At 55.3% G+C, this 22,500-nt stretch carries 17 protein-coding genes; 3 read left to right on the top strand and 14 right to left on the bottom strand.

What is annotated here, in order from left to right; genetic code table 11:
- Nucleotides 1-390 precede the first annotated feature (390 nt).
- Nucleotides 391-1,857, bottom strand: coding sequence for a Na+/H+ antiporter NhaC (nhaC, locus tag Har1131_RS16490; protein WP_014031017.1), 1,467 nt, complete (start codon nt 1,855-1,857; stop codon nt 391-393).
- A gap of 361 nt (nt 1,858-2,218) precedes the next feature.
- On the opposite strand from nhaC, the gene Har1131_RS16485 reads away from it, so the two are divergent.
- Nucleotides 2,219-3,019, top strand: coding sequence for an IclR family transcriptional regulator (locus tag Har1131_RS16485; RefSeq protein WP_008311746.1), 801 nt, complete (start codon nt 2,219-2,221; stop codon nt 3,017-3,019).
- Nucleotides 3,020-5,022: 2,003 nt separating this feature from the next.
- Here Har1131_RS16485 and Har1131_RS16475 read toward each other — a convergent pair.
- The 8 genes from Har1131_RS16475 to Har1131_RS16440 all read right to left on the bottom strand — a co-directional run bounded on the left by Har1131_RS16475 (nt 5,023) and on the right by Har1131_RS16440 (nt 12,820).
- The gene (locus Har1131_RS16475) at nt 5,023-5,406 is read right to left on the bottom strand and encodes a hypothetical protein (RefSeq protein WP_014031015.1); all 384 of its coding nucleotides are present in this window, start codon (nt 5,404-5,406) and stop codon (nt 5,023-5,025) included.
- On the bottom strand, nt 5,403-6,248 hold the full coding sequence (locus tag Har1131_RS16470) for a ParA family protein (RefSeq protein ID WP_050038384.1): 846 nt from the start codon (nt 6,246-6,248) through the stop codon (nt 5,403-5,405). The genes Har1131_RS16475 and Har1131_RS16470 overlap by 4 nt, the downstream gene beginning before the upstream one ends.
- 100 nt (nt 6,249-6,348) lie before the next feature.
- Nucleotides 6,349-7,584 carry a tyrosine-type recombinase/integrase gene (locus Har1131_RS16465; RefSeq protein WP_023842984.1) on the bottom strand — a complete coding sequence of 412 codons (1,236 nt, stop codon included), beginning with the start codon at nt 7,582-7,584 and terminating at the stop codon, nt 6,349-6,351.
- A 547-nt stretch (nt 7,585-8,131) separates the two neighbouring features.
- Nucleotides 8,132-8,569: a hypothetical protein gene (locus tag Har1131_RS16460; protein ID WP_175055173.1), complete on the bottom strand. Its 438-nt coding sequence runs from the start codon at nt 8,567-8,569 to the stop codon at nt 8,132-8,134.
- 280 nt (nt 8,570-8,849) lie between these two features.
- A complete protein-coding gene (locus Har1131_RS16455) occupies nt 8,850-9,548 on the bottom strand; it encodes a DUF2270 domain-containing protein (RefSeq protein WP_151147488.1) in 699 nt (232 codons plus the stop codon).
- Nucleotides 9,545-9,835: a sulfurtransferase TusA family protein gene (locus tag Har1131_RS16450; protein ID WP_023842982.1), complete on the bottom strand. Its 291-nt coding sequence runs from the start codon at nt 9,833-9,835 to the stop codon at nt 9,545-9,547. Before Har1131_RS16450 ends, Har1131_RS16455 begins: the two co-directional genes overlap by 4 nt.
- Nucleotides 9,836-10,061: 226 nt before the next feature.
- Entirely contained in the window at nt 10,062-11,711 is a 1,650-nt protein-coding gene (locus tag Har1131_RS16445) for a histidine kinase N-terminal 7TM domain-containing protein (RefSeq protein WP_225308153.1), read from the bottom strand.
- A gap of 167 nt (nt 11,712-11,878) precedes the next feature.
- A complete protein-coding gene (locus tag Har1131_RS16440; protein ID WP_064289058.1) occupies nt 11,879-12,820 on the bottom strand; it encodes a UbiA family prenyltransferase in 942 nt (313 codons plus the stop codon).
- A 517-nt stretch (nt 12,821-13,337) separates the two neighbouring features.
- On the opposite strand from Har1131_RS16440, the gene Har1131_RS16435 reads away from it, so the two are divergent.
- Nucleotides 13,338-14,294, top strand: a complete 957-nt coding sequence (locus Har1131_RS16435) for a bile acid:sodium symporter family protein (RefSeq protein ID WP_050038460.1) — start codon at nt 13,338-13,340, stop codon at nt 14,292-14,294.
- 216 nt (nt 14,295-14,510) lie between these two features.
- Here the strand turns inward: Har1131_RS16435 and Har1131_RS16430 are convergent, their stop codons facing one another.
- The 3 genes from Har1131_RS16430 to Har1131_RS16420 are packed head-to-tail and all read right to left on the bottom strand — an operon-like array spanning nt 14,511 to nt 17,798.
- The gene (locus tag Har1131_RS16430; protein WP_014031007.1) at nt 14,511-15,470 is read right to left on the bottom strand and encodes an ABC transporter ATP-binding protein; all 960 of its coding nucleotides are present in this window, start codon (nt 15,468-15,470) and stop codon (nt 14,511-14,513) included.
- Nucleotides 15,470-16,582, bottom strand: coding sequence for an iron ABC transporter permease (locus Har1131_RS16425; RefSeq protein ID WP_014031006.1), 1,113 nt, complete (start codon nt 16,580-16,582; stop codon nt 15,470-15,472). The genes Har1131_RS16430 and Har1131_RS16425 overlap by 1 nt, the downstream gene beginning before the upstream one ends.
- Before the next feature lie 4 nt (nt 16,583-16,586).
- Complete coding sequence (locus tag Har1131_RS16420) at nt 16,587-17,798, bottom strand: ABC transporter substrate-binding protein (protein WP_050038386.1); 1,212 nt, start codon at nt 17,796-17,798, stop codon at nt 16,587-16,589.
- 545 nt (nt 17,799-18,343) lie between these two features.
- Here Har1131_RS16420 and Har1131_RS16415 point away from each other — a divergent pair.
- Nucleotides 18,344-19,000 carry a lactate utilization protein gene (locus Har1131_RS16415; protein WP_008311726.1) on the top strand — a complete coding sequence of 219 codons (657 nt, stop codon included), beginning with the start codon at nt 18,344-18,346 and terminating at the stop codon, nt 18,998-19,000.
- A gap of 265 nt (nt 19,001-19,265) precedes the next feature.
- Here Har1131_RS16415 and Har1131_RS16410 read toward each other — a convergent pair whose 3' ends face one another.
- A complete protein-coding gene (locus Har1131_RS16410) occupies nt 19,266-19,862 on the bottom strand; it encodes a TetR/AcrR family transcriptional regulator (RefSeq protein ID WP_014031003.1) in 597 nt (198 codons plus the stop codon).
- A gap of 145 nt (nt 19,863-20,007) precedes the next feature.
- Nucleotides 20,008-22,500, bottom strand: a complete 2,493-nt coding sequence (locus tag Har1131_RS16405; RefSeq protein WP_014031002.1) for an RND family transporter — start codon at nt 22,498-22,500, stop codon at nt 20,008-20,010.

Here is a 22,500-nt window from a genome sequence, read left to right as displayed (position 1 = left end):
GAACATCGTGAACTGCGCTTCAGTGGTTAATCGCCCCCCAGTTCCGGGTGTTCAGCCGTTTCGATGTGACAGTCGTACGCCCCCATGCAGGGATTTTCGCATCCATGCCCCCCAGCGTCGACAAGAGTATGCACCCAGGATTGGGTTGAATAACCTTGTATTGATAGTTATTTTCGATAGTTTTGTAATATACGTATATAAATAGGTATCTTTATATTTGTGATTGGATTTTTAAAGGTACTTACCGCCTATTTCGGTTGAGATATCCGAAGACGTCGATATTTGTCACCAATGAGTGAGTATATCCGGTTCGGTGGACTCGAATGGTGCCTGTGATTCCGAATCGCAGTGAGGTCCGGGGTACTTACCCGCTATCGCCGGGCAGTGCGCTCAGTCACTATCTGCCGGCGCAGCCACATTACTCGGAGTCTGGCTGTCAGTCTCGGTCTCGGTATACGTGATTTGCCAGCCGGTAACTCCCATGAGAATGAGGATAAGCGGCGAAAGGAAGCCCAAGAAGTAGTAGGGGGCGTACTGGAACGTACTGACGCCAAGCGTTCCGGCCATGAACACCGCGCCGCTATTCCACGGAATGAGCGCGCTCGTGACGGTGCCAGAGGACTCAATTGCCCGGGAGAGGTTTTCGGTCTTGAGGCCCTTCTCTTCGTAGAGGCTCCCGAGCGTCACGCCGGGAACAACGATACTGATATACTGTTCTGCCGCAAGGACATTCATCGAGACTGATGACAGGACCGTGATTCCAGTGAGGCTACCGACGCTGTCACTGAGCTGGCCGAGGTGATGTGCCAGGACAGCGATAATCCCAGTGCATTCGAACAGACCACCCAGTGCGAGTGCGGCGATGGCAATTGTTACGGCCCATGCACCGCCGACCATCCCACCGCTTGCGAGGAGGCCGTTCACGAGCTCCATCCCCGTTTCCGGGCTTGTTCCGCTCTGTGCGACGGTCCAGACCGATGTGAACGAGTTCCCCTGAAGCACGGCCGATGTTATCGCACCAGCAAAGACACCAGCACCAAGAGCTGGAATCGCGGAGATACCGTATATCGCCAGCCCAAATGTGACGAGAAGCGGGAAGAAAGCGAGCGGAGAGATAGTGAACGAACCCGTGAGCGCCGTCTGTATCTCGGCGATGCGGTCCACGGGAATCGCTCCTGACGCGCGGATGCCGAGACCGGCGTACAGGACAACAGCAATGGAGAAGGCAAGGAAAGTGCCTGCCCGCATTGCGTTAATGTGGTCGTACAGGTCAGTGTTTGTCACCGCCGAAGCGAGGTTTGTCGTGTCCGAGAGTGGTGACTGTTTGTCTCCCGTGTATGCACCTGTGAGGATTGCGCCCGCGGTCATCGGTTCAGGGAGTCCAAGTCCCGATCCGATGCCTATGAAGGCAACACCGAGCGTCCCCGCTGCGGTCCATGATGAGCCGATGGCAAACGTTATCGCTGCAGTAATGATCGCCGTGAGCGGCAGGAACACTATCGGGTGCAGCAGGTCAAGCCCGTAGTACATGAGCGTCGGAATCGTTCCGGCCTGTATCCAGGTCGAGATGAGAGCGTAGACGATAAACAGGATAAACACGACCTGAATGCCCATTAGCAGCGTATGTGTAATCCCGGAGTACATCTCGTCCCAGGATATATCGAACCGGTAGTAACTGAACAGCCCAGTGAATGCAATGCCCCAGAGGAGTGGGAACTGCGGGTCAAGTCCATAGATGCCGATACCAATGCCCAGCGCGGTTAGCATCCCGATAATAGGGATCAGCGCTTCTCCCAGAGAGGGTCGGTCTTCGGGATCAATATCGTCGTACAACTTGATGTCGAATTCGGAGCTCATTCTTATTGAGTCGATTACTTATTGTCTGTATCGTTTTCTTCCCAGCAGTGTGCGTGTGCATTCAGTTTTCCGACGTGTATGCTTTGAAGCGACTTCTCAGTCGCTATACGGCTAGCTTGGCGACTAAGCCGACTTGTCCAACAGCGCATATCGTTTGCTCCATTGACAGCGTCATTAATAAAAGTTCATGTAGAGAGCGGTCGCGAAACTGTTTCTGGGTCAGATTGTGCTGGACTGCGGAGTCCACCTTACTGAGCGATCATACCGGTCGGATCAGTATGTGCTGTCGAAAGCGGTCGCACCGACAAACTGTACGTTCGATATACCAAAATCATATAACCTGATAAACGAGACTCAACATATGACTGAACGCGAACCGCCGACTGCAACTCGACAGATCAAGTCGATTCAGACTGCGAGCGATATCCTGCGCGAGATTCAGTCACAGTCTGAAGTGACACTTGCGGACCTCTGTGATGACGTAGACGTTGCCAAAAGTACATTGCATACGTATCTACAGACACTTGTTGCAGAGGGTTTTATTGACAAATCAGACGGCGTATATCGGTTGGGGCTGCGGTTCGTCCCACTCGGTGAAAGCGTCCGGAATCGGGTCGACCTCTATCAAATCGGAAAGGAGGAAGTAGAACGGTTAGCCGAAGAGACCAGTGAATGGGTTCACCTCACAGTTGCGTACCGGAACAGGGAGGTAACACTGTACGAGCATAATGGAGGAGAAACAGTAGCCATGGATTATCAACGGCGTACCAGGGAGTCCCCACAATATCTCCACTGTACTGCGACGGGAAAAGCGCTGCTGGCACATTTCGATGAAGCCCAAGTCACTGATATACTGGCCAGTGAAGAACTCGTTCAGCAGACAGAAAAAACGATTACTGATCCAGACGAACTGCGCGAGAGACTCGCAGAAATTCGAAGGAAGGGGTACGCCATAAACGATGAGGAGGAAATCCGGGGTATGCGCTCCGTGGGCGCTCCGATACAGGACGTGGACGGAGCAGTTTGTGGTGCGATCAGTGTAACCGCACCGAAAATGCGACTGTCCGGTGAATACCTCAATAGTGACCTTCCGGAGCTAGTGATGGAGGCAGCAAACATCATCGAGGTCAATTTAGAGTCTGCGGCCGCCCGGAGTAAATAGTGTTCACATATATCGAAGGCTACCATCGCTACTGCACTACGTCGTGAAGATATAGTTGAGTCCAGAAATGGCACAAGAAGGCATTAATCCGGAACTGTAGTTCAGATGCGCTCTATCTGAATACTCGAGCGGTGACGGGCATCCAGTCCTTCTCAGGGACACCCTGTGATACGCTCCCTTCTGTAGCAATCTGAATGGCTGGATAGCTTGACGCTCGTGTCGAGTTCGCCTATCAGATTCCGTTATTAGAGTGGCTAATGCATCGGTTTGAGGCCCCTTCGATCAGCGGTCCTTCTCCGCTTGTGAACCATACGCCCAGTTTCAATCGCTGTTGTACCGTCTTGGAGCGTTTTAGTCGGCTCGAATTCCAGTCTTATTTGTTTATTCCGAACTAAGTCTGCTTGCTGACGCCAGAGGCGCTACATCGCCGTCGGCAAACTTTGTCTCCTCTGTGTGTGCGCTTCGGTCGCGCATCAACCAGTGCAGCGGGAGAGTAAGGCAACTGAGATTCCATTCGGTATAGTCAAAGTATCGCCAGGGCTCAGGAGGCAACCAGATCTGCTGCATGGGCTGTATATTCACTTCCATTCCCAGCCAGCGGGTCAGACGGTCATGACCTGATCGGTCAGCCGAGACTCACACGCCGAGATCGTCATTGTTTGTCAGCAGTCCCGATCCTACTCATCAAATGCTACACCCTGACTCAGGGGAGCCGATGTATGCGGTCAAATTGATAGAGTGACGTGATGCGTGGCTAAGCATTCGGAACGGTCAGAGGTACCCGTTCCTGAGCACAATAACACAGGTACAATCGTTATATATTCTCACACGACACGCGGAATTTGATTAACGGGGTTCGACCCTCTTGTTATTAATTAACACTATTAACTATATCTTAGTTAACTATATCTTAGATAGCCGAACACCAATCCAAGTGTGGATTGACAAATTGAAAGTCAAAATGTGCAATTATACAAATCGTTTGGAGAGTGTACAATGACTTTTTCAAATTTGATGGAGATAATTGACTTTAGTGGCTATATAAGCCCTTTTCTATAGATAGAACGTCGCTTCTTGAACAATATCTGTTTAATCTACTTAGAGTAATCGGAAAGACGACGCTGAATCACCAATCTGGAGTCACGGCCGGTCCACATCGCCGGTGATGCCATCGGACTGGCGAACCCCCTGACTGGCTTCGGAATGGGACACGCGGCGCGGTCCGGCCGAGCGGCCGTAACGCCTTCGTACAGCAGGAGTCGTATAGACGCAGGTTGTTGTGCCAGAACTTCTGGACGAAAGCTGTCACTGGTGTGGCCTCACTCATTCATGACACATCGGACTGGAGGGAATAGCCAGTCTATCGAAGGTGGACATCGAGTATCAGGAGAGTTTCGAACCGCAGCAGCCCGGGGATATCGTAAGCGCTGTTCGGGCATTATCTAGCGCACTGAGCCAGGTATAGACGCATTTGGGTGGACACACCTGTTCGATTCGGAAACCGCTAGTGCCGGTTTGACCTATCGGTGGTAACTCTCGAAAGCACTTGACGCCCGCCACCGGCAGATCTATAATTGTCTTTGGGAGAAGGGGCGAACCGTCCGACAGGTATCGGCCACAGCGATTGTTGTCGTAGGAACAGTCGAGATATCTCGAAGAGAGAACTATACGTATTAGCTCGCCTCAGTACGTACAGCCGCTAATCGAACTCATCAGCTATTCGACCTATCGACACCCCATAGCCATTCCGCATGGCTAATCGAATTGGCCATACTGTATACCCACACAATATGGCTAATCGGTATAGTTATACGGTATAGCCCTTCCGCATATTCAAAAGAGATAGTTAGTTGGGATAGTTATATGAGCTAGCGGGTGAAGGTAGGCAGTTGACACAGTTAGCAGTCCAGTTTCGTTCGGTTAGGTATCGAGAAAGGACTGCAAAAGCAAAAGACAAAGCCGGGACAGAACGCGATGGTATGCGCTCAATAGCTATTGTGGACTTAGCGAGACGCGGCCGACTGCTCCCAGTCGTACCCCCACTCACGGAGCTTTTCAGCGACAAGGTCCGGATTGTCCATGGCAACGACGAGAGCCGCTTCCAGCGCGTCGGTCTTGTACACATCCTCACCGACTGCGTCTTCTAGATTACGGAGGAAAGTGGATTCGCGCTCCTCGACCTCGGGGCGAATGAAGATCGGCCGTTGCTTGCGGTCTTGCTTGACTGAGTCACGCCGGAATTTGTATGGGATGTCTGGTTGGGTCGCCGTTTCTACGTCGGCGGGTTCAGTTTCAACATCCATCACCTCATCCTGCTGCTCGTCCGATTCTGGCCCTGGATCCGAATCGGTCTCCGCAAACGGATCGTCGCCGGAGCCGGATTTCATGCTGTTGCCTCCTGTTCGCGAGTCTGTCGGAGATGCGCAGCTAGCTCTTCGAACTGCTCCAGCGTTTCGATTTCGTAGTCACGTTCCCGACTCCGGTGTTCTTCAATGTATTTGAACGCTGAACACTGTTTGCGCCAACAGCCTTCAAGCAAGGACGTCCGCTCCCGGAACACGACAGGTATATCGTACGACTCCGCACGGAGCCGTTTGAGCATCTCCTCTTGATCGTTGGTCCCTTTGAACCGATTCGGTACAGCAGCTAACACGCCCACGTTGATATCTAGCGTGTCTTCAAGCCCGGTCACGAGGTCTGCGAGGCCCTCGACGGACTGTTGGCCTTTCCCGCTGGGTTCAAACGGGATAACGAGGTTCCGCGTCGCGTGCAATGCGTTGTACAGTTTCACGTCCGCGGTCGCAGGCGGGTCGATGATGACAGTGTCGTACTCAGACGGAACGCCCGCGTCCTTTAGCACACGAAGGAGCTGGACGTTCGGGTTCCAGTTCTCACCGAAGTCCGCCGCTTCCTCCTCACGACGCCGCAGATGTTTCGAAAGGACCTCCAGAGAGTTGTGTGCGGGAAGGACATCGACACCCTCTGAGGTCTCAATGAGGTCAGTGAACGGCCCGCGTGGCCGTTCGACGAGGTGTCGTACTAAACTGTCGGCCTCCGAGTCCGTTCGGCGGTCCGCGACGTCGAACAGGAACGAGAGGCTCCCCTCCTGTGGATCCATATCGATTGCCAGTACGTCGTGACCAGCACGGGCGTCGGCTACGGCGAGGTTCGCCGCCATCGTTGTCTTGCCGACACCGCCGGCCTCACTGTACACGGTGTAGGTCAGCATACCGTATCGGATTCACCGCACAGATATAAAGATTAGTCAGACGGTATAGCTATACGGTATAGCCAGCTGGCATCTCTACAGCGGTCTCGCAAAACGCGGGCTACTCGACGAACAGCCCTGCGAGCGTCTCGCGCATCTCCGCCCGCCGGTGAGACCGGGCTTCAGACTCCGAGAGGTAGTTATCGAGTACGACTTGTGCAGACGCCGAGCCCTGCTCCGCTGCGACGTCTTCGAACCGTTCCGCAACCCGCCTGACAGCAGCGCCGTACGTAGTGTACCAGAATCGACGGCCGGTTTTTGGCGTTGGCGTGTCGCCGTCGACAGTGACATCTGCGGCCTCAGCCACTGATTTGAACCGTCGTCGGACGGTTTCGGCGGTTAGATGGCCAGTGGCTGCGGACGGAGAGGGCAAGAGGTAGCCACTCCACTCTGGATCGGCAAGCGTCTCTATACGGCGTTCTACCGTCTCCAGACCGGCCAGGAGAGCCACGGTCCCAGGACCATTTTTCCGCTCGCCGTCACCGAACTCTATGTACGGATGCGAGTCATCGTCCGGATCGAGGTTGAGCTGTCGAATATGTAGCGATGCGACTTCACTCGGGCGAAGCCCCCAACCGCAGCATGCGACCACGATGAATCGATCCCGTAGCTCACTCGCTGCTCCATACAAGCGTTGGACGGCGGTTCTATCGAGTGCTTTGTTGTCCCAGGACGGGGTTCTATCCCATCCAAACCGGATTTCGAGGTCAGCCAGTGGATTGTACGCGGCGTTTCCGAACATCACCAGGTGTTTGTAGAACTGCCGCGTGTCCTGAACGTATTTACGCCGTGACGCAAGCGTCGTCAGGGCATCGTCCAGTTGGTCCAGCGCATCAAACGTCGCCGCTACCCGATCCATCTCTGCAACGCGTTCGTCGGGATTCTCCAGCGGTGCGAGCAAATCTTTCGTATCGTGGATATTGGTATATACTTTCGCGTAGCGTCGTAGAATCGACCGCCGTGTGTCGATTGTCGCGTCAGCACGCCCACGTCGAGTCGAAAGTTCCTCGAGGTACCCCTCGATGGCCCGCTGGGTGTTGACAGAGAGGAAGTCAAATGATCCTGATGTCGTCGTGGCTTCTGGGACTCCGATCTCGTCGTAGAACTGCCCCGGGGACAGGTCGAATCGCCGTTGGAGATGCTTTACGAATCCCGGGAACTGTCCGTTCAGCCAGGTGTACGTGGGGGTTTCAGCGGTCGGGTCCAGCCCGTCGGTTTCCATCGTCGGTACGACGGTTTCGTGATAGAAAGACTCGCAGTCGGCTAAGTCCATCGTTGAGTAGCGAGTTTCAGTCATTGGATTTTGGGTGTGAACTGCAGTAACCGACGAACTGCTCTAGCTGGTTCGTCTGAATCACCGAGTTTTCGTATGTAGCGTATTTCCATCGTACGACTAATAGTTTGTCTTGTATTGTTTTCTCATGCAGAAACCCATAACAAGACAGATACAGATGGTCGCATTACCGCAGAACATAAACTATATAACGCTATATCAAATTCTGTGCTGTACAGGCTCGGTAGAAGTGTTCCACTGCGGTTTTATGCGGTTTAGGGCTCATCTCCACTCAAATTCCGTATACTCTGTGGCGGAGTCAAGCACAGGTTTCTCGTCTGTACTGAGAACAACCCCTTCATCGCTCTTCCAAAAGCACCAATGAGCAGGTAAGACCGACTACAGGATAGGGTATTCCGAGCGTGCGGTAGCTCCCGTAACTGTCACCGTCGGCTATTTGTGAAGGATTTCACAACACGGGGTGGGATATCGTGTAATGGCCAGACCAGCAGTATAGGACAGACTCAGCGGTTCTGAAATGTGGCTTACTCAAGGACCAAGCTCTCAGTTGTCACTCATCGGGACCGAACTCCTGGCAACCAAATCGGTCAATGTTCTCTGGCTGTGCACAGAGATAATCGAGCCGTTTTTCCATTTCAGACCGTGACATGCCCGCTTGGTTTTCTCGGGACTCCGCGAGCCGGGCTTGGCTGGCATTTAACATCTTTTCCTTCCTTTCTAGTTCCGAAACAAGTGTGTCTACGTCCTCGTTGCGTGTTTCTAACTGTTTGTTGAGGTCTGCAGCACGGGATTTTTCGGCCTTTCGGTCTTCTCGGGTCTCGTTCAGTTGTTCACGCAATTCCTCGTTTTCAGCGTGGAGGGCTTCGTTCTCTGTTTGTATGTCCTGTGCAGAATCCTGAAATGCAACTGTTGTCCCGACTATCCCACTGGTGGCCACCACAGTAGCGATGAGTAGCCAGGAACTGATATTGCGTGCAAGCGTAGTCACCGGTGAACCACCTCTGCTGTAGCCTGAATACTGTACTGGCGCCTCTCCCGGTGCAGCAGTAAAGGTTGAGTCATCATGTCCCAGCCTGATTGGTATGTGCTACTAATCGTAGTTCCCAGTTGGTTACATTTGGATAGCGATGAATCTCCAATAGTGCATCGACACTGGTGTAGAACCTAGACGAACTGACCGATTATTTCGTGTCCGTGATCGATGTGACCCACAGCATGCACCATCGCTACATAATTTCCGTGGGACTTCGGTGAATTCCAGTCAATACCTATTGGCGGAGATCTTCGGACCGAAGCTCTCCTTTTGCGTGCCATGTTCTGGGGCGGACGGCGACTACGATTGCAGTGGCGTATAGTAGTCCGACAGTGCCGATGACGACGACGCCGGGAAGCATACCGATAGCAGCGCTATCTGTCCACGAACCGGAACTGAACACGGTAATTCGTATGAGCCAGGCGGTTAGTAAGACAGTGAAAAGCGGCAGGTACACTCGTCGGAGTCGGTGCGCGATAGCTTCTTCCGTGCTAATTTTGATCGTCGGCTGTCGGTAATCGGCACTCAGTGACTTGCGCCAGTCCGGGTCGGCCACGCCTGCAGCGGGGTCTAACCCGTAGGCGAAGACGTTTGCTTGCAGTGTTCTAACTCGGCTGCGCCAGATATCGTAACCTCGGTATCGCCTGGCCTCGATGAACAGAAACACTGCAAGCGTGGCCGTTCCGATCAAGAGGATGTAATGCGGAATGTCCGGCCGCGAAAAGGCCCACGTAAGGATTGCAGAGATTACCAACACTGCCCAGTTGGTTGTCCGGTCGAGGCGCTCGCGCCAGAACTTCATCCGATGGATCTCGCCGCGGTAAAGATGGGCCATGGCTGAACTCGGACCCATATCCTCTTCTAGCAGGCCCTCGCCGACTTCCCGATGTGTCGAGTCGGTCGCGTCGACGTCCTTGTTTGAGACCCGTGTCATGAGTGGAAGATGAGCGACTGGAGATTCGAGTCGGTCGTGTGCTGGGCGGCCAGCGCCGAGTCGACACTATTGTCAGAATTTCTCCAGTCATAGTCAGGTAGTATATCTGCCGTAGCCGCCTGTTGAGGTCCCGTAGTCATCGTTGTGCGGACGTAGTGCTTGAGAACGTCCGTGCTCGCTTTTTCACCCGACGATAGCTCGTCAATGGTTTGTTTCGCCTTGACGACCGGCATCGGACAGTTCTCCCCGGTGACACCCAGCATCTGAGTAGGTTCGTGGTTGGCCATAGTATTGTTTCTTACTCTCAATACTACAGCCACATATAAAAACACAACGGTAGTGTCTCAGAAGGATATATACAATATACAAGCTTCCTTGGAGGGGGTTGCGGGATAGGTTTTGAAGTTTTGGAACGATAGAATTGTGCAATAATGGAAAGATACTGAATACTGTAGAGCGGTGCTCACTCAGGCACAGAGGAAGAACCGTCCACCTTCTCAACGTCCCGGTTACTTATTTTGATGAGAGAATCGGAATCCGTAGGATGACAGTCGTTCCCGTCGTCTCACTCGACTCGATATCGACGGTCCCACCTGCGATATCAGTTCCCCACACAACCAGTGCAAGCCCGAATCCGCTCCCGTGCTTTAGCGGCGTTTCCGAGCCATGTTCTACGAGAGCGAGCTCGTTGGAGTCAATACCGGGCCCGTTGTCTTGGACAGTGACCTGAACGTATTCGCCGTCCCGTTCGACCTCGATTGACACAACAGGGTCGGGAGAGGTATTGTGTTGAGCGGCGTTTTGAATGATATTCAGACAGACGACATCAAACAGGCAATCCACCGCGAAATCGGCCTGCCCGGAAGCATACTCGAACGTGACCTCGGGATACGCTTCGCTGGTCGAGTCGAGACACTCGTCGAGAATAGAGTTCAGGCTGAGAGTATCTCGTTCCTCCCGGCTTTGTTCAAAGATATCGATAACCGAACGGACTTTTTCCCCGAGTTCATTGATTTCGACGGCGTGTTCTTGCAGGGTTGCGGCCTTCGACTCACTATTGTGCGTGGCTAGATACGCAGCGTTACCGAGGATGACTTGCACGTTCGTTCGGATGTTGTGCCGGAAGACCCGGTGGAGAACCTCTAGCCGTTGCTGGTCACGGAGAAGGTTACTCACATCGTGTAAGGTAATGACCCGGCCGATAGTCCGATCATGGATATCTGTTACGAGACTTTCGGAGACGTCGTACGACTGGGACACCCCATTGGGACGGTAAATCGTTTGCCCGGCCTGTGTTGCGCTACCGAGCGCCGATAGATCCGGACTGATTTGTTCAAGTGGTCGGCCGAGGGCTTCGTTGGGCGTCGTCTGCAGGGCAGTGGTAGCTTGGTCATTCATATCGACGATATGGTCGTGCGTATCCAACACGAGAGCCCCTTGCTGCATCTGCTGAAACAGCGAATTGCGAGCATGGCGTATCGGCGTCGGATTTGCACCGAAGAGCTGGAACCTGGTGAGTGCGCCCAGATACGCGAGACCGGACACGGCAAAGGCAATCGGTGTCGGATCGACACCGGCAGATGGGAGTGAGCCCATCAAAAAGAGGACGTTCGTCACCCAGGGTGCCAGAAGACCGAGAAGGAGCGCTAAGCTCTGGCCGCGGAACGGGTCCACTTGACTCGTAACGAGTTTCAACAGCGGAAGTGCCCCGAGAAGGCCCAGCAGATACGTATAGCCGGCTATAATCCAAAACCAGACACCCGGCGTTCTGTTCAACGTCGCAATTCCATGTTCCTGAATGATGACCGAATTAGTGTACAGTAACTGGTGGGAGTGGCTCGTGAGTCCCAGAAAGACGGTAATTGCAGGGACGATCGAGTAGAGCAGGATGTGCTTGCGGGCCGTATACTCGGTATAGCCAGCATATTCGAGCGAAAAAAGCAGCCACGCTATCGGAATGATTGCAACACCGATCCAAGAGACATCGACCCAGAAAACCTTCGAGCTCAGCGTCGCTGCATCAATCCGGAAGATCAACGTGGCCGACCACCAGCACTGGCCTGCCAGGAGCAGAATAAGTGGGTCAGCGCCGGGTTCTGGGCGCTCTTTCCAGGCAAGGAGGCCGCCCGTAACGCCGACCGCAATCGTGGCGACCAACACCATCTTCATCAGCGTCAGTGAGAACACAACTATGTTGAAGATTAATCGGGCGCCATCGTTATAACCTATTTGCCTTCGAAAGTATCTAAGGTTGACAGAATCGCCATCAGAGGGCCGAATACTTGCGGAAGAGAGTTGCTTTACAAATAAAGGTAATTTATATGATAGTGCTACTGGCCGAGCAGTGGGAAGACCACAACAACAAACGCTGGTAAGCGAGTACACTCTGCTGCGACCGTAAGTGCACTCTCGTTTTCGGTTCGGTTAAGACAGAAGATGACGCCATTCAGGAAGAGCAAACTAACTAAGAGAACGACCGCTTCCCTGAGATTAATGATGTTTGCAACAAACGCAACACCGAGCAGAACCGCTGTTAGACCCGTGATTCCGTAGAGGATATACTTAGTCCAGCGAACACCGACCACAACCGGGAGCGTCCGGACGCCGATTTCGCTGTCACCCTCCTTATCGCGCACATTCGGGATTTCTGTATTGACGAACGTCGCCAATACGAAAAACAGGAACACGACACCGACCGCCGGAGAAGCGGGCGCACCAACGTACGTTAGCGGCAGACACACAATGACGAGCGCCCAGACTACAGCGACGAGAGTTGAATTGAGAAGGAAGACCTCTTTCAGTCGCTGGGTACCGCTCGGAAGGGTAGGGATCCAGTCACAGGCGTAGAGAATCCAGCACATACCCGGTAACAGCGATAGACCAAAGCTGATGGGCCCACCCAATGCAGACAGGGCCACAGCAAGGCCGTATGCGATAGCCGCCAGAACGTAGAAGCCGTTCTGATATCGGCGCACGAAGGCAGTCCGTGCGGGGGACGTTTTCGCATCAGTTTCTAAGTCTGCCAACCGGTCGTTGCCATACACTGCGAACGTGAGCAGTCCTGCCACAATCGGAGCCGGCGTTAGAGGGAGCGCCAGTAGTTCACTCACAAGGACTGCTTCCGCCATCGCAATAACTGCGAGATACACGGAACTGTAGAGAAATATATTCCTGACTGGTCTCGTCAGCGTAGCTAGTTTTGTAATCAAAGAGCGATTCCTCACGGACTCTATGTCAGGCTGCTTGCCTGGGTTTTGTGCATCAGTCGGCATAGCTGCAGTAGAATATCGGCGAACTATACAGTAAAGTCCTACCCTATATTAAATATCTTCAAAAGTCGAAGTAAGTTTGGTTTGGCTTCGTCGTGGATGAGAATATAGTCAAACGTGCGGAACATCTTCGTATCTATCCAAGCGCTGTCTGAGCAAGCGACCATGGAATAGATTGAGTGTAGACGGGTTGGACGATACTATCAATGGCCAGGTGGATACCACTCCGTGAGCAGTTCACCACGGGAGGCTCTGTTCGCTCTCGGACAGACTCACTGCGCGTCGATATCAATCTCGATCCCAACAATAGCGATAGTAGCCATTGAAAATCAATGCACACCTGATCGCACGATTGTAGTGCGATCAGTGTGTAACTCGTTTCAATTGTTACTATAGTCCAGAGAACCAGCGGCCGTCCCACATTGTGTGTTCGTCGTCCGACAGTACAGAGATCCAAAGTAAGCTTTTTCTACATTGTTCATCATCCAGATATGTGACTTCGACATCGACGCTTCGAGCGGTGAGTCGGGCTGCGAGCAAGTACTTCGTTGTCTGGGTAATCCTTCTGGCAGGGATCGCTCTCGTCAGGCCGGACCCGTTCGTCCCAGTGTTGGACTACGTGTCCCCACTGCTCGGGCTAATCATGCTCGGGATGGGGTTGACGCTCCAACCGGCGGACTTTCACCGGCTAATCGAGGAACCGGTCGATATCGGTATCGGCGCTGTCACGCAGTGGCTGGTGATGCCTGCCGCTGCGTACGGGCTGTATGTCCTCCTTGATCTTCCGGACGCTGTCGGTATCGGTCTCATTCTGGTCGGTGCCGCTCCCGGTGGGACCGCGTCGAACGTGATGGCGTATCTCGGTCGGGGTGACGTGGCGCTGTCCGTCGCGATCACGACGCTTACCACCCTTGCAGCGCCGATCGTGATGCCGGCCTGGGTAGTGTTTACCCTCGGCGAACAGATCAACGTCACCTTTGCGGAGATGTTTCAGAGCATCATTCAGATCGTCATCATTCCGGTGTTGCTCGGGTTCACAATCCGGTATTTGCTGGACCGCTATTCGCCCAAAGCCGCTGAAATCGGCACCGACGTGTTCCCAGTTATCAGTGTCGCCGCGATTGTTGCGATTGTCGCTGGCGTCGTTGGCGCGAACGTGGACAACATCCTCACGGCTGGTCTGCTTGTGCTCGTGGCGGTCGTCGCCCACAACGCGATCGGGCTTGGCTCGGGATACGGTGTCGGGCGGGCAACTGGAATGCCGAAAGACCGCGTTCGGACCTGTACATTCGAAGTGGGGCTGCAAAACAGCGGTCTAGCCGTCGCGCTGGCGACAACGCTATTCGAGCCTGCAGCCGCACTCATTCCGGCGCTGTTCAGCGTCTGGCACAACATCACCGGGCCGGCGCTGGCAAGCTTCTTTAGCTGGCAGGACGACGGACAGAAATCCGTCGAGGCTGTGCCAAGCGACGACTGAGGCTCGCTCCCCACGGTAACCCGATTTTCGGTGGTATCAAATCCGCTCATCCAGTGGTGAGCGACCGGGCCGTACGGACATGGAGGAGCCGGAAAGCGGGGGACCCGTTCGGCTCTCTCAACAAACAGAGTAATCGTACCCCCCGAACCGTCTGACGACTAGATCAGTGATGTCGATTCTGACGAATTCTGGATGTCTGAGTGGTGCTGCCACCGGTCACGGTTCCCGATCAGTATCCGGAACGTCCTCGGGAACAGGACCAACAGTGGTGTGTGCCGCCTGCGCGTCGGTGACCGGGTCAATTGGAATCACCTGAAGCCCATACTCGGTTTCCAGAACCGCCGCTTCGATCTCGAAGACGTCAGCAAGCAACTGTTTCGTGACCACCTCCTCTGGCGGGCCGCGGGCGTACATCGAGCCGTCCTTGAGTGCGACGATGTTGTCGGCGTACCGCGCTGCCTGTGCGATATCGTGGAGTACGAGGACGACCGTTATCTGACTCTCATCCCGGAGCGTTTCGACTATCTGCATCACTTCCAGCTGGTGCTGTGGGTCGAGGAACGTCGTCGGCTCGTCCAACAGCAACACGTCCGTGTCCTGAGCGATTGCCATCGCAATCCAGACGAGTTGCTTCTGGCCGCCGCTCAGGCTGTCGACATCGCGGTCACGGAGGTTCTCAATGCCGGCAAGTTGAATCGCGTCGTCGACGGCGGCTCGGTCCTCGTCGGACAGCGACTCGAAGAACCCAGTATGTGGGTACCGTCCGCGCTCGACCAGATCACCCACCGAGATACCGGTCGGAACGACGTTCTCCTGGGAGAGCAAGCCGAGTTTGCGTGCGAGTTCCTTGGACCCGAACTCGTCGATCGTCTGGCCATCGACAAAGACGGTTCCGTCGTCGGGCGAAATCTTGTCCGCCATCGCTTTCAGGAGCGTGCTCTTCCCGCTCCCGTTGGGGCCGATGAGCGCGGTCACTTCGTCCGGTGGGACGGCGATCGACTCGCCGTCGATGACAGGCTCGTCCCGTCCAGAGTACCCGACAACGAGATCGGTCCCGTCGATTTCTGCGGCCGACTCCGATGTCGTTTCACCGGCGCTATCGACGGCTCGTGTTCCGGCCTCGGACCTGTGTTCGACTGTCTCTCCGTCCATCTGTGAGGGCCGACCGTCAGCCATCAGACTTCACCCAGGTCGGTTTTCTTCCGCATCAGGTAGAGGAAGTACGGGCCGCCCACGATGCCGGTGATGACGCCCACCGGCAACTGGACGGGGCTCAAGGCGAGCCGTGCACCCACGTCTGCACTGACCAGCAGCGCCGGTCCGAGGAACAGACACCCCGCAAGCAGCAGCTTCGAATCGCTACCGACGAGATTACGGACCATATGGGGAACAATGAGCCCAACGAACCCGATGAGGCCGGCGACAGCGATGGCAGCCGCCGTCGAGAGAACGCCGATCCCCGCGATAGCGAACCGGACTTTCTCGACCGGCATCCCCAGTGAGTCCGCTCGGTCCTCGCCGAGTGCCAGTACATCCAGTTCCTGCGTAACGGCGAACGCGAGCGCCATCGCAAGGACGGTGAACGGCAACGCGATTCGTACCTCGGCCCACCCAGCGTTCATCAGAGTCCCGGAGAGCCACGCCTGCGCGGACATCGCAACGCCGAGATCGTCGATGAAGAAAAACAGCGCACGCTGGACGGACCCGAAGACGGTGCCTACCACAACACCTGCAAGCACCAGTCGGACGGGACTGGTACCGTTCTTCCACGCGATAGCATACACGAGCAGGAACGCGAGTCCGCCACCGGCAGCCGCAAATATCGGTAGGAACGGCACCAGTCCGGTGAGGAGTGTTAGCGTGAGCAACACGACTAATCCAGCCCCGTCGCTGACGCCGAGGATGTACGGGCTCGCGAGTTCGTTGCGCGTAATTATCTGAAAAAGCGCTCCCGATACTGCGAGGTTTGCGCCGACCAGGACGCCGACGAGGATACGGGGCAGCCTGAGGTTCCAGACGATGAGTTGCTGGCGGGTCAACCACTCCGGGACCGCTGCACCGAGAAACGCCCACCGCCAGACTTCGAGGCTGGACAGTACCGTCGGGTCGAAGACCGTCTGCCACGCCTCGACCAGCGTCAACGGGTACGCGCCGAAGCTCACCTGCAGTATCGTCGACCCGAGCAGGACGGCGAGGCTGCCGGCGATAATGAGGGCGAGCTTTGAGACCTCGTACCTGTCGGTAGTTCCTGCGCGTAGGTTCGTGAGTCGGTCGAATACCTTCGCCATCGCGTTAGATGTTTCCGTTGATGATGTCACTGACCGCCTGGCGATCGAACAGTTTCTCTTCGTCAGGGACGTCGCGGACAGGACCTGGCCACTCGCCGAAGCGATCGGGCCAGACTTGCTTGGCGGCGGCCTCCGTGGCGAAAAGATCGACGATAGGACCCTGGTATTGGCCGCCGATGCGGATGATGTTACCTTCCTGAACGGCGGTGAGGTCCTGACCGTTCGGGTTGTTTTCGAACGGCTCGACGACGTTGGTCACGAACTCGTCGTGAGTTGCGGTTGTGAGCCGGCCCACGGCAGCGATGTAATCTGGATCGTGGTTGAGGAGTTCCTCGTAACCGACGGTACCACCGCCAGGGATCTCAGCATCGTAACCGTCCCTGAGCCCGAGCCGTGAGAGGGGCTTGGTCTGATTGTGGTATTTGTGGATATCAGAGAGATAGAACTGGCCGGAAGTCGGGTCTACGCCGCGCCACACCGCAATGACGGAGGGGCGTTCGTCTTCAGGGGGGAGATCAGACCTGATGTTCGCCATGAACTCGTCGTGCAGCGACTCCCAGGCCCGGTACCGGGCCTGGCGCTGGAAGACCGCCGCCATCTTCTCGAAAACGTCGTAGAGTTCGTGGTAGGTTTCCTGCTCGTACCCAAAGGGATGTTCGGGGCCGAAGCGGATCGAGGAGGCGACGAACGGACCGGTGGCCTCCTCGATCTCCTGAATATCGGAGTCCGCCCAGTCGGTGAAACGTCGTAATCCCCGAGGGTCGATGAGATTGACAGCGGGGCCGGCAGCGTAGAAGTTCTCCTTGTCGTAGCCGGACTCGGAGCCGGCCGCCAGCGCCATGATGTCGTCCTCGTTGAACGTAACGTCGGGGAGGATGTCGTAGAACTTCCGTGGCGCCCGTGCCATGTCGGTCGCGGCGGTAGGCTGGATGCCGAGCGCCATCCCGATATCGAGGTAGACACTGGGAATGACCGAGTACGACTCGGGAATTTCTTCGAACGTGAACTCGCCGTGGGGCTCAATTTCGACGGTGTACGGCGTTGAATTTTCCGGAGTCGATTGCTCGGTATCTGCCGTGGCTTCGGCCTGGTCTGTTTGGGCACTCGCGGCCCCATCCCCGGTGGTTCCTCCATCATCGGAGCTCCCGCTGGAACAACCGGCGAGGGAAGCCACCAATCCAACACTACCTGCAAGTACTTCGCGTCTACGTGTCATCGCTTTTCAGGTGGGCCTAAAACAGATTAGTGATTCCTCCCTTTCGACGTAACACGGTGTGTACGATGTTCAGACCGTGAAATATCGAGCCGCTATGCGTCGCCCGTACTGCTCAGGCGTCACCGGCGATTGGAAACGCTGAACGAGTGCTGGCACTGCGGGCAGTGATAGCTTGTCGCATATCCGGTGCTCGAAACGTCCCAGTCGCCCCCGATCATACCACTCTCAAAATCACAGTCCGGACAGAACAGTACCATTTTCGAGGGTGTCCCAATAGTGTCTGTAGTTTCCTTACGAGCCATTTGCATTGATAGCATAACATGATGAATGGAGGGCAATATATGCTACCCCCCGGTTTTCAGCATTTGATATCGCAGTCAGCAATCAGAGACCTCGTGCTGTTTCCGGACAAAGTACAGCCGTGTGTCACACCCAGTCAGGTGATCGGGGTATCACCGATGTAACTACCAGACATCGGTGTCCGCGAGCACTTTTGTACTAGCTACGCCTTCATGTTGACGCTGATACACCTACCGCGAAACAATATGTCTCAACAGAAATCAGAGTACGCAGACGACGCCGATATTGACGAATCACTGGACGAACTGGCCTCGGAAGAGACCATTGAGCAGACCGTCGAGAACCTCGAGGCAAACGGGTTCGATGTCATCGTCGTTGACTCGACTGATGATGCGCTCGCAGAACTTCAGTCACTCATCCCTACAGAGGCGTCTGTGATGAACGGCCACTCGACGACGCTCGAAGAGATCGGGTTCGTCGAGTACCTGAGTGACGGGGACCACGAGTGGGAGAGCCTCCCCGACGAGATCTGGAGTATCGACGACGACGCAGAGCGGCAGGCCGCCCGCCGGAAGTCGCAAACGGCCGACTACTTCCTCGGTGGCATCAACGGTATTTCCCAGACCGGCGAACTCGTCGCGGCAGACCGCTCGGGGAGCCGTATCGGTGCGTATCCGTTCGCTGCCAGTAACGTGGTCATCGTCAGCGGCGTGAACAAGATCGTGCCGACACTCGAAGACGCGCTCGACCGACTGGAAAACGTCGCGTACCCACTCGAAAACGAGCGCGCGAAGGAGGCCTACGGCGTCGACTCCGCGATTGCCAAACAGCTCATCCTCCGCCAGGAGCTCGAAGAGGATCGCACTACCGTTGTGCTCATCCGCGAGCACCTCGGCTACTGACTGCAGTACAACAGAGGGTGGTAATCGGTCCCGCCGCCTTGCGTTGCCGATCTAAGCACAGTATCGGAGAACTATAGTAACCATTGAAAATCAATGCATACCTGATCGCACGACGGCAGTCCGATCAGTGTGTAACTCGTTTCAATTGTACTATAGCAGCCCGGGGTACGTTTCTGTGCTCCGCACTCCGCCGGAAAGAGCTATTGACCGGCTTGGTCCAAGCCGTGTGAGAGAGGAAATTCGGCGACGACCATGGCGACAGGCGCTACGAAATCAAATGCGAATCGATATACGAAAATAGGGAGGCTTTCGCTGCTCCTGTTGCGGCTTCGCGATTGGTCGTGAGGCGGCTATACATCGTTCCTTTAATCATTGCTAGAATGTGCTCGGCCATGTGTGTCGGATCCACATCGCGAAACACATCAGCCTCTATCCCTCGACGAACAGTTTTCTCGATGATTGCAGTAAGTCGAATATCAATCTCGGTGAACTGTTCGCGAAACACCTCCTGATCCAGCGCTTGCGGGGAGAGCGTAACTAAAACGCTGTGAAGCTGCCGTTTCTCCTCGGTTAGCTGGCACGGGAGGAGTGTCGTAATGATGTGATGGAGGTCCTCTTTCGGGTGGTCACCGATGGTCGTGTTGATTGTCGCCTCGAATCGGTCAACAGTGAATCTGAGAAACCGGATTAGCAGGTCGTCTTTCGAGTCGTAATAGTGGTATATCGTCGATTTGGCCTTGTCGAGTTCGTCTGCAATAAGCGAGATGGAGAGTTCAGCGTATCCACTGTTTACCAGCGCTCGATGGGTTGCGTGCATAATCTCTTTTTCAGTTGCACCCAGAGCGTCACCATCTGTAGTCATACAGACAGTCCTCCGCTCTGATCGTAGATAGCTTGACAGCACGGTGCCAATTCCTCAGGCTCTGCCTCGGAGCGATCTTTCTCAAGCCGCTCAATTTGCTCATCATGTGCCACAGGTGGGCGGAAACCGAAACGAGCGGGCCGCATTAGTTCACACTCCGTGTCGAGCGCGATGAGAGCAGTGTCTCAAGCGTTCCACGACCGTGGTCCCAGATGACGATTGACGTCGGGAGGACCAGTATGGACGCCACGAATGAATAGAGAACGCTGACTGCAATTAACAATCCAAACTGGCCCAAGATCGGGACAACCGCGAGGACGAGCACGCCGGTTCCAGATGTGGTGGTGACCATACTACCCGCCAGCGCACCACCTGTTCCCCGGACACTAATGTCGAGTGCTTCGAGCAAGCCAGTATCGCCACGGTACTCCTCCGAGAACCGATGCACGAGGTGAGCGGAGTAATCGATACCAAGCCCGATTCCGATTGATAACGTCGTTCCGGTGAGGACGTTGAACGGGATATCCAGATACCGCATTGTCGCGGCCAAGGCGGCAATAGTGAGCAGTATCGGCACGAGGTTCGCAGCGCCCAGCCCGGGACGCCGTTCAAGTAGCCAGTAGGCGAAAAACAGGAACGCTGCAGACGCGAGAATTGCGAGAGCCAGACTTATGTACGCAGATTCAGCGATTACGTCCGAGACAGCTTTCAATACCACAACACTGCCGGTTGCGGTCGCTTCCATCCGGAACTCATCCGCAACGGCTCTCGTATCATCTGTCACTTCCTGCTGACTCGCATCAGACTCGACGGAATACACGATGCGCGTTCGCGCGTAGTCATCAGTCATGTACGACTCCGCCCGGTCGCCGTACGGCGAATCATACAGCGCGTTGTAGATGGTCGGGAGATTCTGGTCGGGGACACCGTTACCGTTTTGATCGTTCTGTTCGACGAGCTGGCGGAACTCGGGTGAAGCACGCTTGTAGCGGTTAATCACCGTAAGTATGCTTGTGGTATCTGCACTCCCGCCGGCTGTAACGAAGGAGTCGGGTGGGTCCTGGTTCGCCCGGTGGATCTCCTCGAGCGCCGTTCCGTCCTGTAACGACCCTTCGACGTATATCGTTACGGTGTCACTCTCACCGCTCTCGAACGTGTCTTCAAGGTAATTTATCTGCTTCGTGACTGTGTACTCGCTCGGAGCCACAGCTTCCGGCAGAACCTCGACGTATCCGGGGTTCTCCTCCGGTGGGAGGAAGTCTTCAGTGGTGAACCGGGTATCAATCCCAGTTCCATACGCCCCCATGGCCGCCGTAGACACCAGGACGAGGGCAAAGAATATGTACGGGGCTCGGCGGGCGATTGTCACGCCGACAGTTAGCGACTTGCCGACTGCGGAGTCCTCAGAGCCGATCGGCGCGATACTGAATTCGGGGAGGTCGTATCGCACACGCTGCCGGTCCATGAAGTGCTTGAACGACGGGAGGAAGATACCGAAAATGAGGAAGGTGAATATGATCCCGACGCTGGCCACGAACCCGAGGTCACGGATCGGGCCGAGCTGGCTAGTCCCGTTTGCGGCGAATCCCAGCACTGTCGTTCCTGTCACAATAAAGAACGCTGGGAGCAACTGGTCAGTTGCGGTCCGCATCGCGGGTGTTGGTTCGACGTCCTCGATCCGTTCTTCGCGGTATCGGTTCACAGCGTGAATCCCGAAGTCAATCCCGATGGCAAGGAGCAACGGCGGGACCGTGATCAGCATCTGCGTGAAGGGGATACTGGCCCATCCCATGAACCCGAATGTCCAGATAATCGCCATCGCAAGGGAGACGAGGCCAATCAGCAGATCAAACGGATCCCTGTATGCGATAATAAGGAAGAACAGAATCAGGACAACAGCGGCTGGGACGACGAGTCCCAACGAATCGGAGATAACACTGTTCAGCTCTGCGGAGATGAGTCCACTGCCGAAGACAGAGATATCACCGTCAACCGAGCTGACAATGAACTCCGCTTCCTGCTGAATGGGCGTCAGTGGTGATGACCCCTCTGTCCCAGCACTGCTTGAGACACCTGAAACCTCGTGTGTGACAGTCGTCAGTGTTGCAGATGCCGACGGCTCCTCTCGGTTTAGATCGTTGCTGAGTAGCCCTGCAACTGCCGGCTGGCGCTCAAGTGTGGTTCGGGTGGCGGACTTAATCTCCGTCTGTGAGGCCGCTTCTACGGTATCGATCTGTTCGGGCAGTGTCTCTGCGTCCGGGTTGAGCGTCTGGGCGACGGCCTGTGCGACACTCGTCGTGCCAACAACGTCCTGTGATTCGCGCTGTTCGAGCCGGTGCTGTGCTTTCAGCATGTTGAGGATAGCCGGCTTCGACAGGACGTTCTGGTCCTTCTGGATAAGCGTCGTAGAGCCAGTACCTTCGCCGAACGGTTCGCGCTCGAAGTTGTCGTTGACCTCGTCGAACGCTTCCTGTGCGGGAACGCCGTCAGTGAACTGTGATGTCCCTGAGTCGGTCGCAGTCATGCCGAAACCCGCCGACAGAACGAGCGTTGTGACGATGAACACAGCGACGACTGTCTTGTCACGGTTGACAATCCAATCGTCTAATACGTCGATGTATTTCTGATACTCTAGCAT

This window comes from Haloarcula sp. CBA1131, assembly GCF_008728975.1.
Classification (GTDB): Archaea; Halobacteriota; Halobacteria; order Halobacteriales; family Haloarculaceae; genus Haloarcula; species Haloarcula hispanica.
This window is presented reverse-complemented; position numbering and strand designations above follow the sequence as displayed.

Excerpts from the sequence above, each read along its gene's own strand:
- Har1131_RS16450 (WP_023842982.1), bottom strand. The coding sequence starts at position 9,835 with ATGGCCAACCACGAACCTACTCAGATGCTGGGTGTCACCGGGGAGAAC.
- Har1131_RS16420 (WP_050038386.1), bottom strand. The coding sequence starts at position 17,798 with ATGACACGTAGACGCGAAGTACTTGCAGGTAGTGTTGGATTGGTGGCT.
- Har1131_RS16440 (WP_064289058.1), bottom strand. The coding sequence starts at position 12,820 with ATGCCGACTGATGCACAAAACCCAGGCAAGCAGCCTGACATAGAGTCC.
- Har1131_RS16405 (WP_014031002.1), bottom strand. The coding sequence starts at position 22,500 with ATGCTAGAGTATCAGAAATACATCGACGTATTAGACGATTGGATTGTC.
- Har1131_RS16430 (WP_014031007.1), bottom strand. The coding sequence starts at position 15,470 with ATGGCTGACGGTCGGCCCTCACAGATGGACGGAGAGACAGTCGAACAC.
- nhaC (WP_014031017.1), bottom strand. The coding sequence starts at position 1,857 with ATGAGCTCCGAATTCGACATCAAGTTGTACGACGATATTGATCCCGAA.
- Har1131_RS16455 (WP_151147488.1), bottom strand. The coding sequence starts at position 9,548 with ATGACACGGGTCTCAAACAAGGACGTCGACGCGACCGACTCGACACAT.
- Har1131_RS16415 (WP_008311726.1), top strand. The coding sequence starts at position 18,344 with ATGTCTCAACAGAAATCAGAGTACGCAGACGACGCCGATATTGACGAA.
- Har1131_RS16445 (WP_225308153.1), bottom strand. The coding sequence starts at position 11,711 with ATGGTGTTGGTCGCCACGATTGCGGTCGGCGTTACGGGCGGCCTCCTT.
- Har1131_RS16475 (WP_014031015.1), bottom strand. The coding sequence starts at position 5,406 with ATGAAATCCGGCTCCGGCGACGATCCGTTTGCGGAGACCGATTCGGAT.
- Har1131_RS16465 (WP_023842984.1), bottom strand. The coding sequence starts at position 7,584 with ATGACTGAAACTCGCTACTCAACGATGGACTTAGCCGACTGCGAGTCT.
- Har1131_RS16470 (WP_050038384.1), bottom strand. The coding sequence starts at position 6,248 with ATGCTGACCTACACCGTGTACAGTGAGGCCGGCGGTGTCGGCAAGACA.
- Har1131_RS16485 (WP_008311746.1), top strand. The coding sequence starts at position 2,219 with ATGACTGAACGCGAACCGCCGACTGCAACTCGACAGATCAAGTCGATT.
- Har1131_RS16425 (WP_014031006.1), bottom strand. The coding sequence starts at position 16,582 with ATGGCGAAGGTATTCGACCGACTCACGAACCTACGCGCAGGAACTACC.
- Har1131_RS16410 (WP_014031003.1), bottom strand. The coding sequence starts at position 19,862 with ATGACTACAGATGGTGACGCTCTGGGTGCAACTGAAAAAGAGATTATG.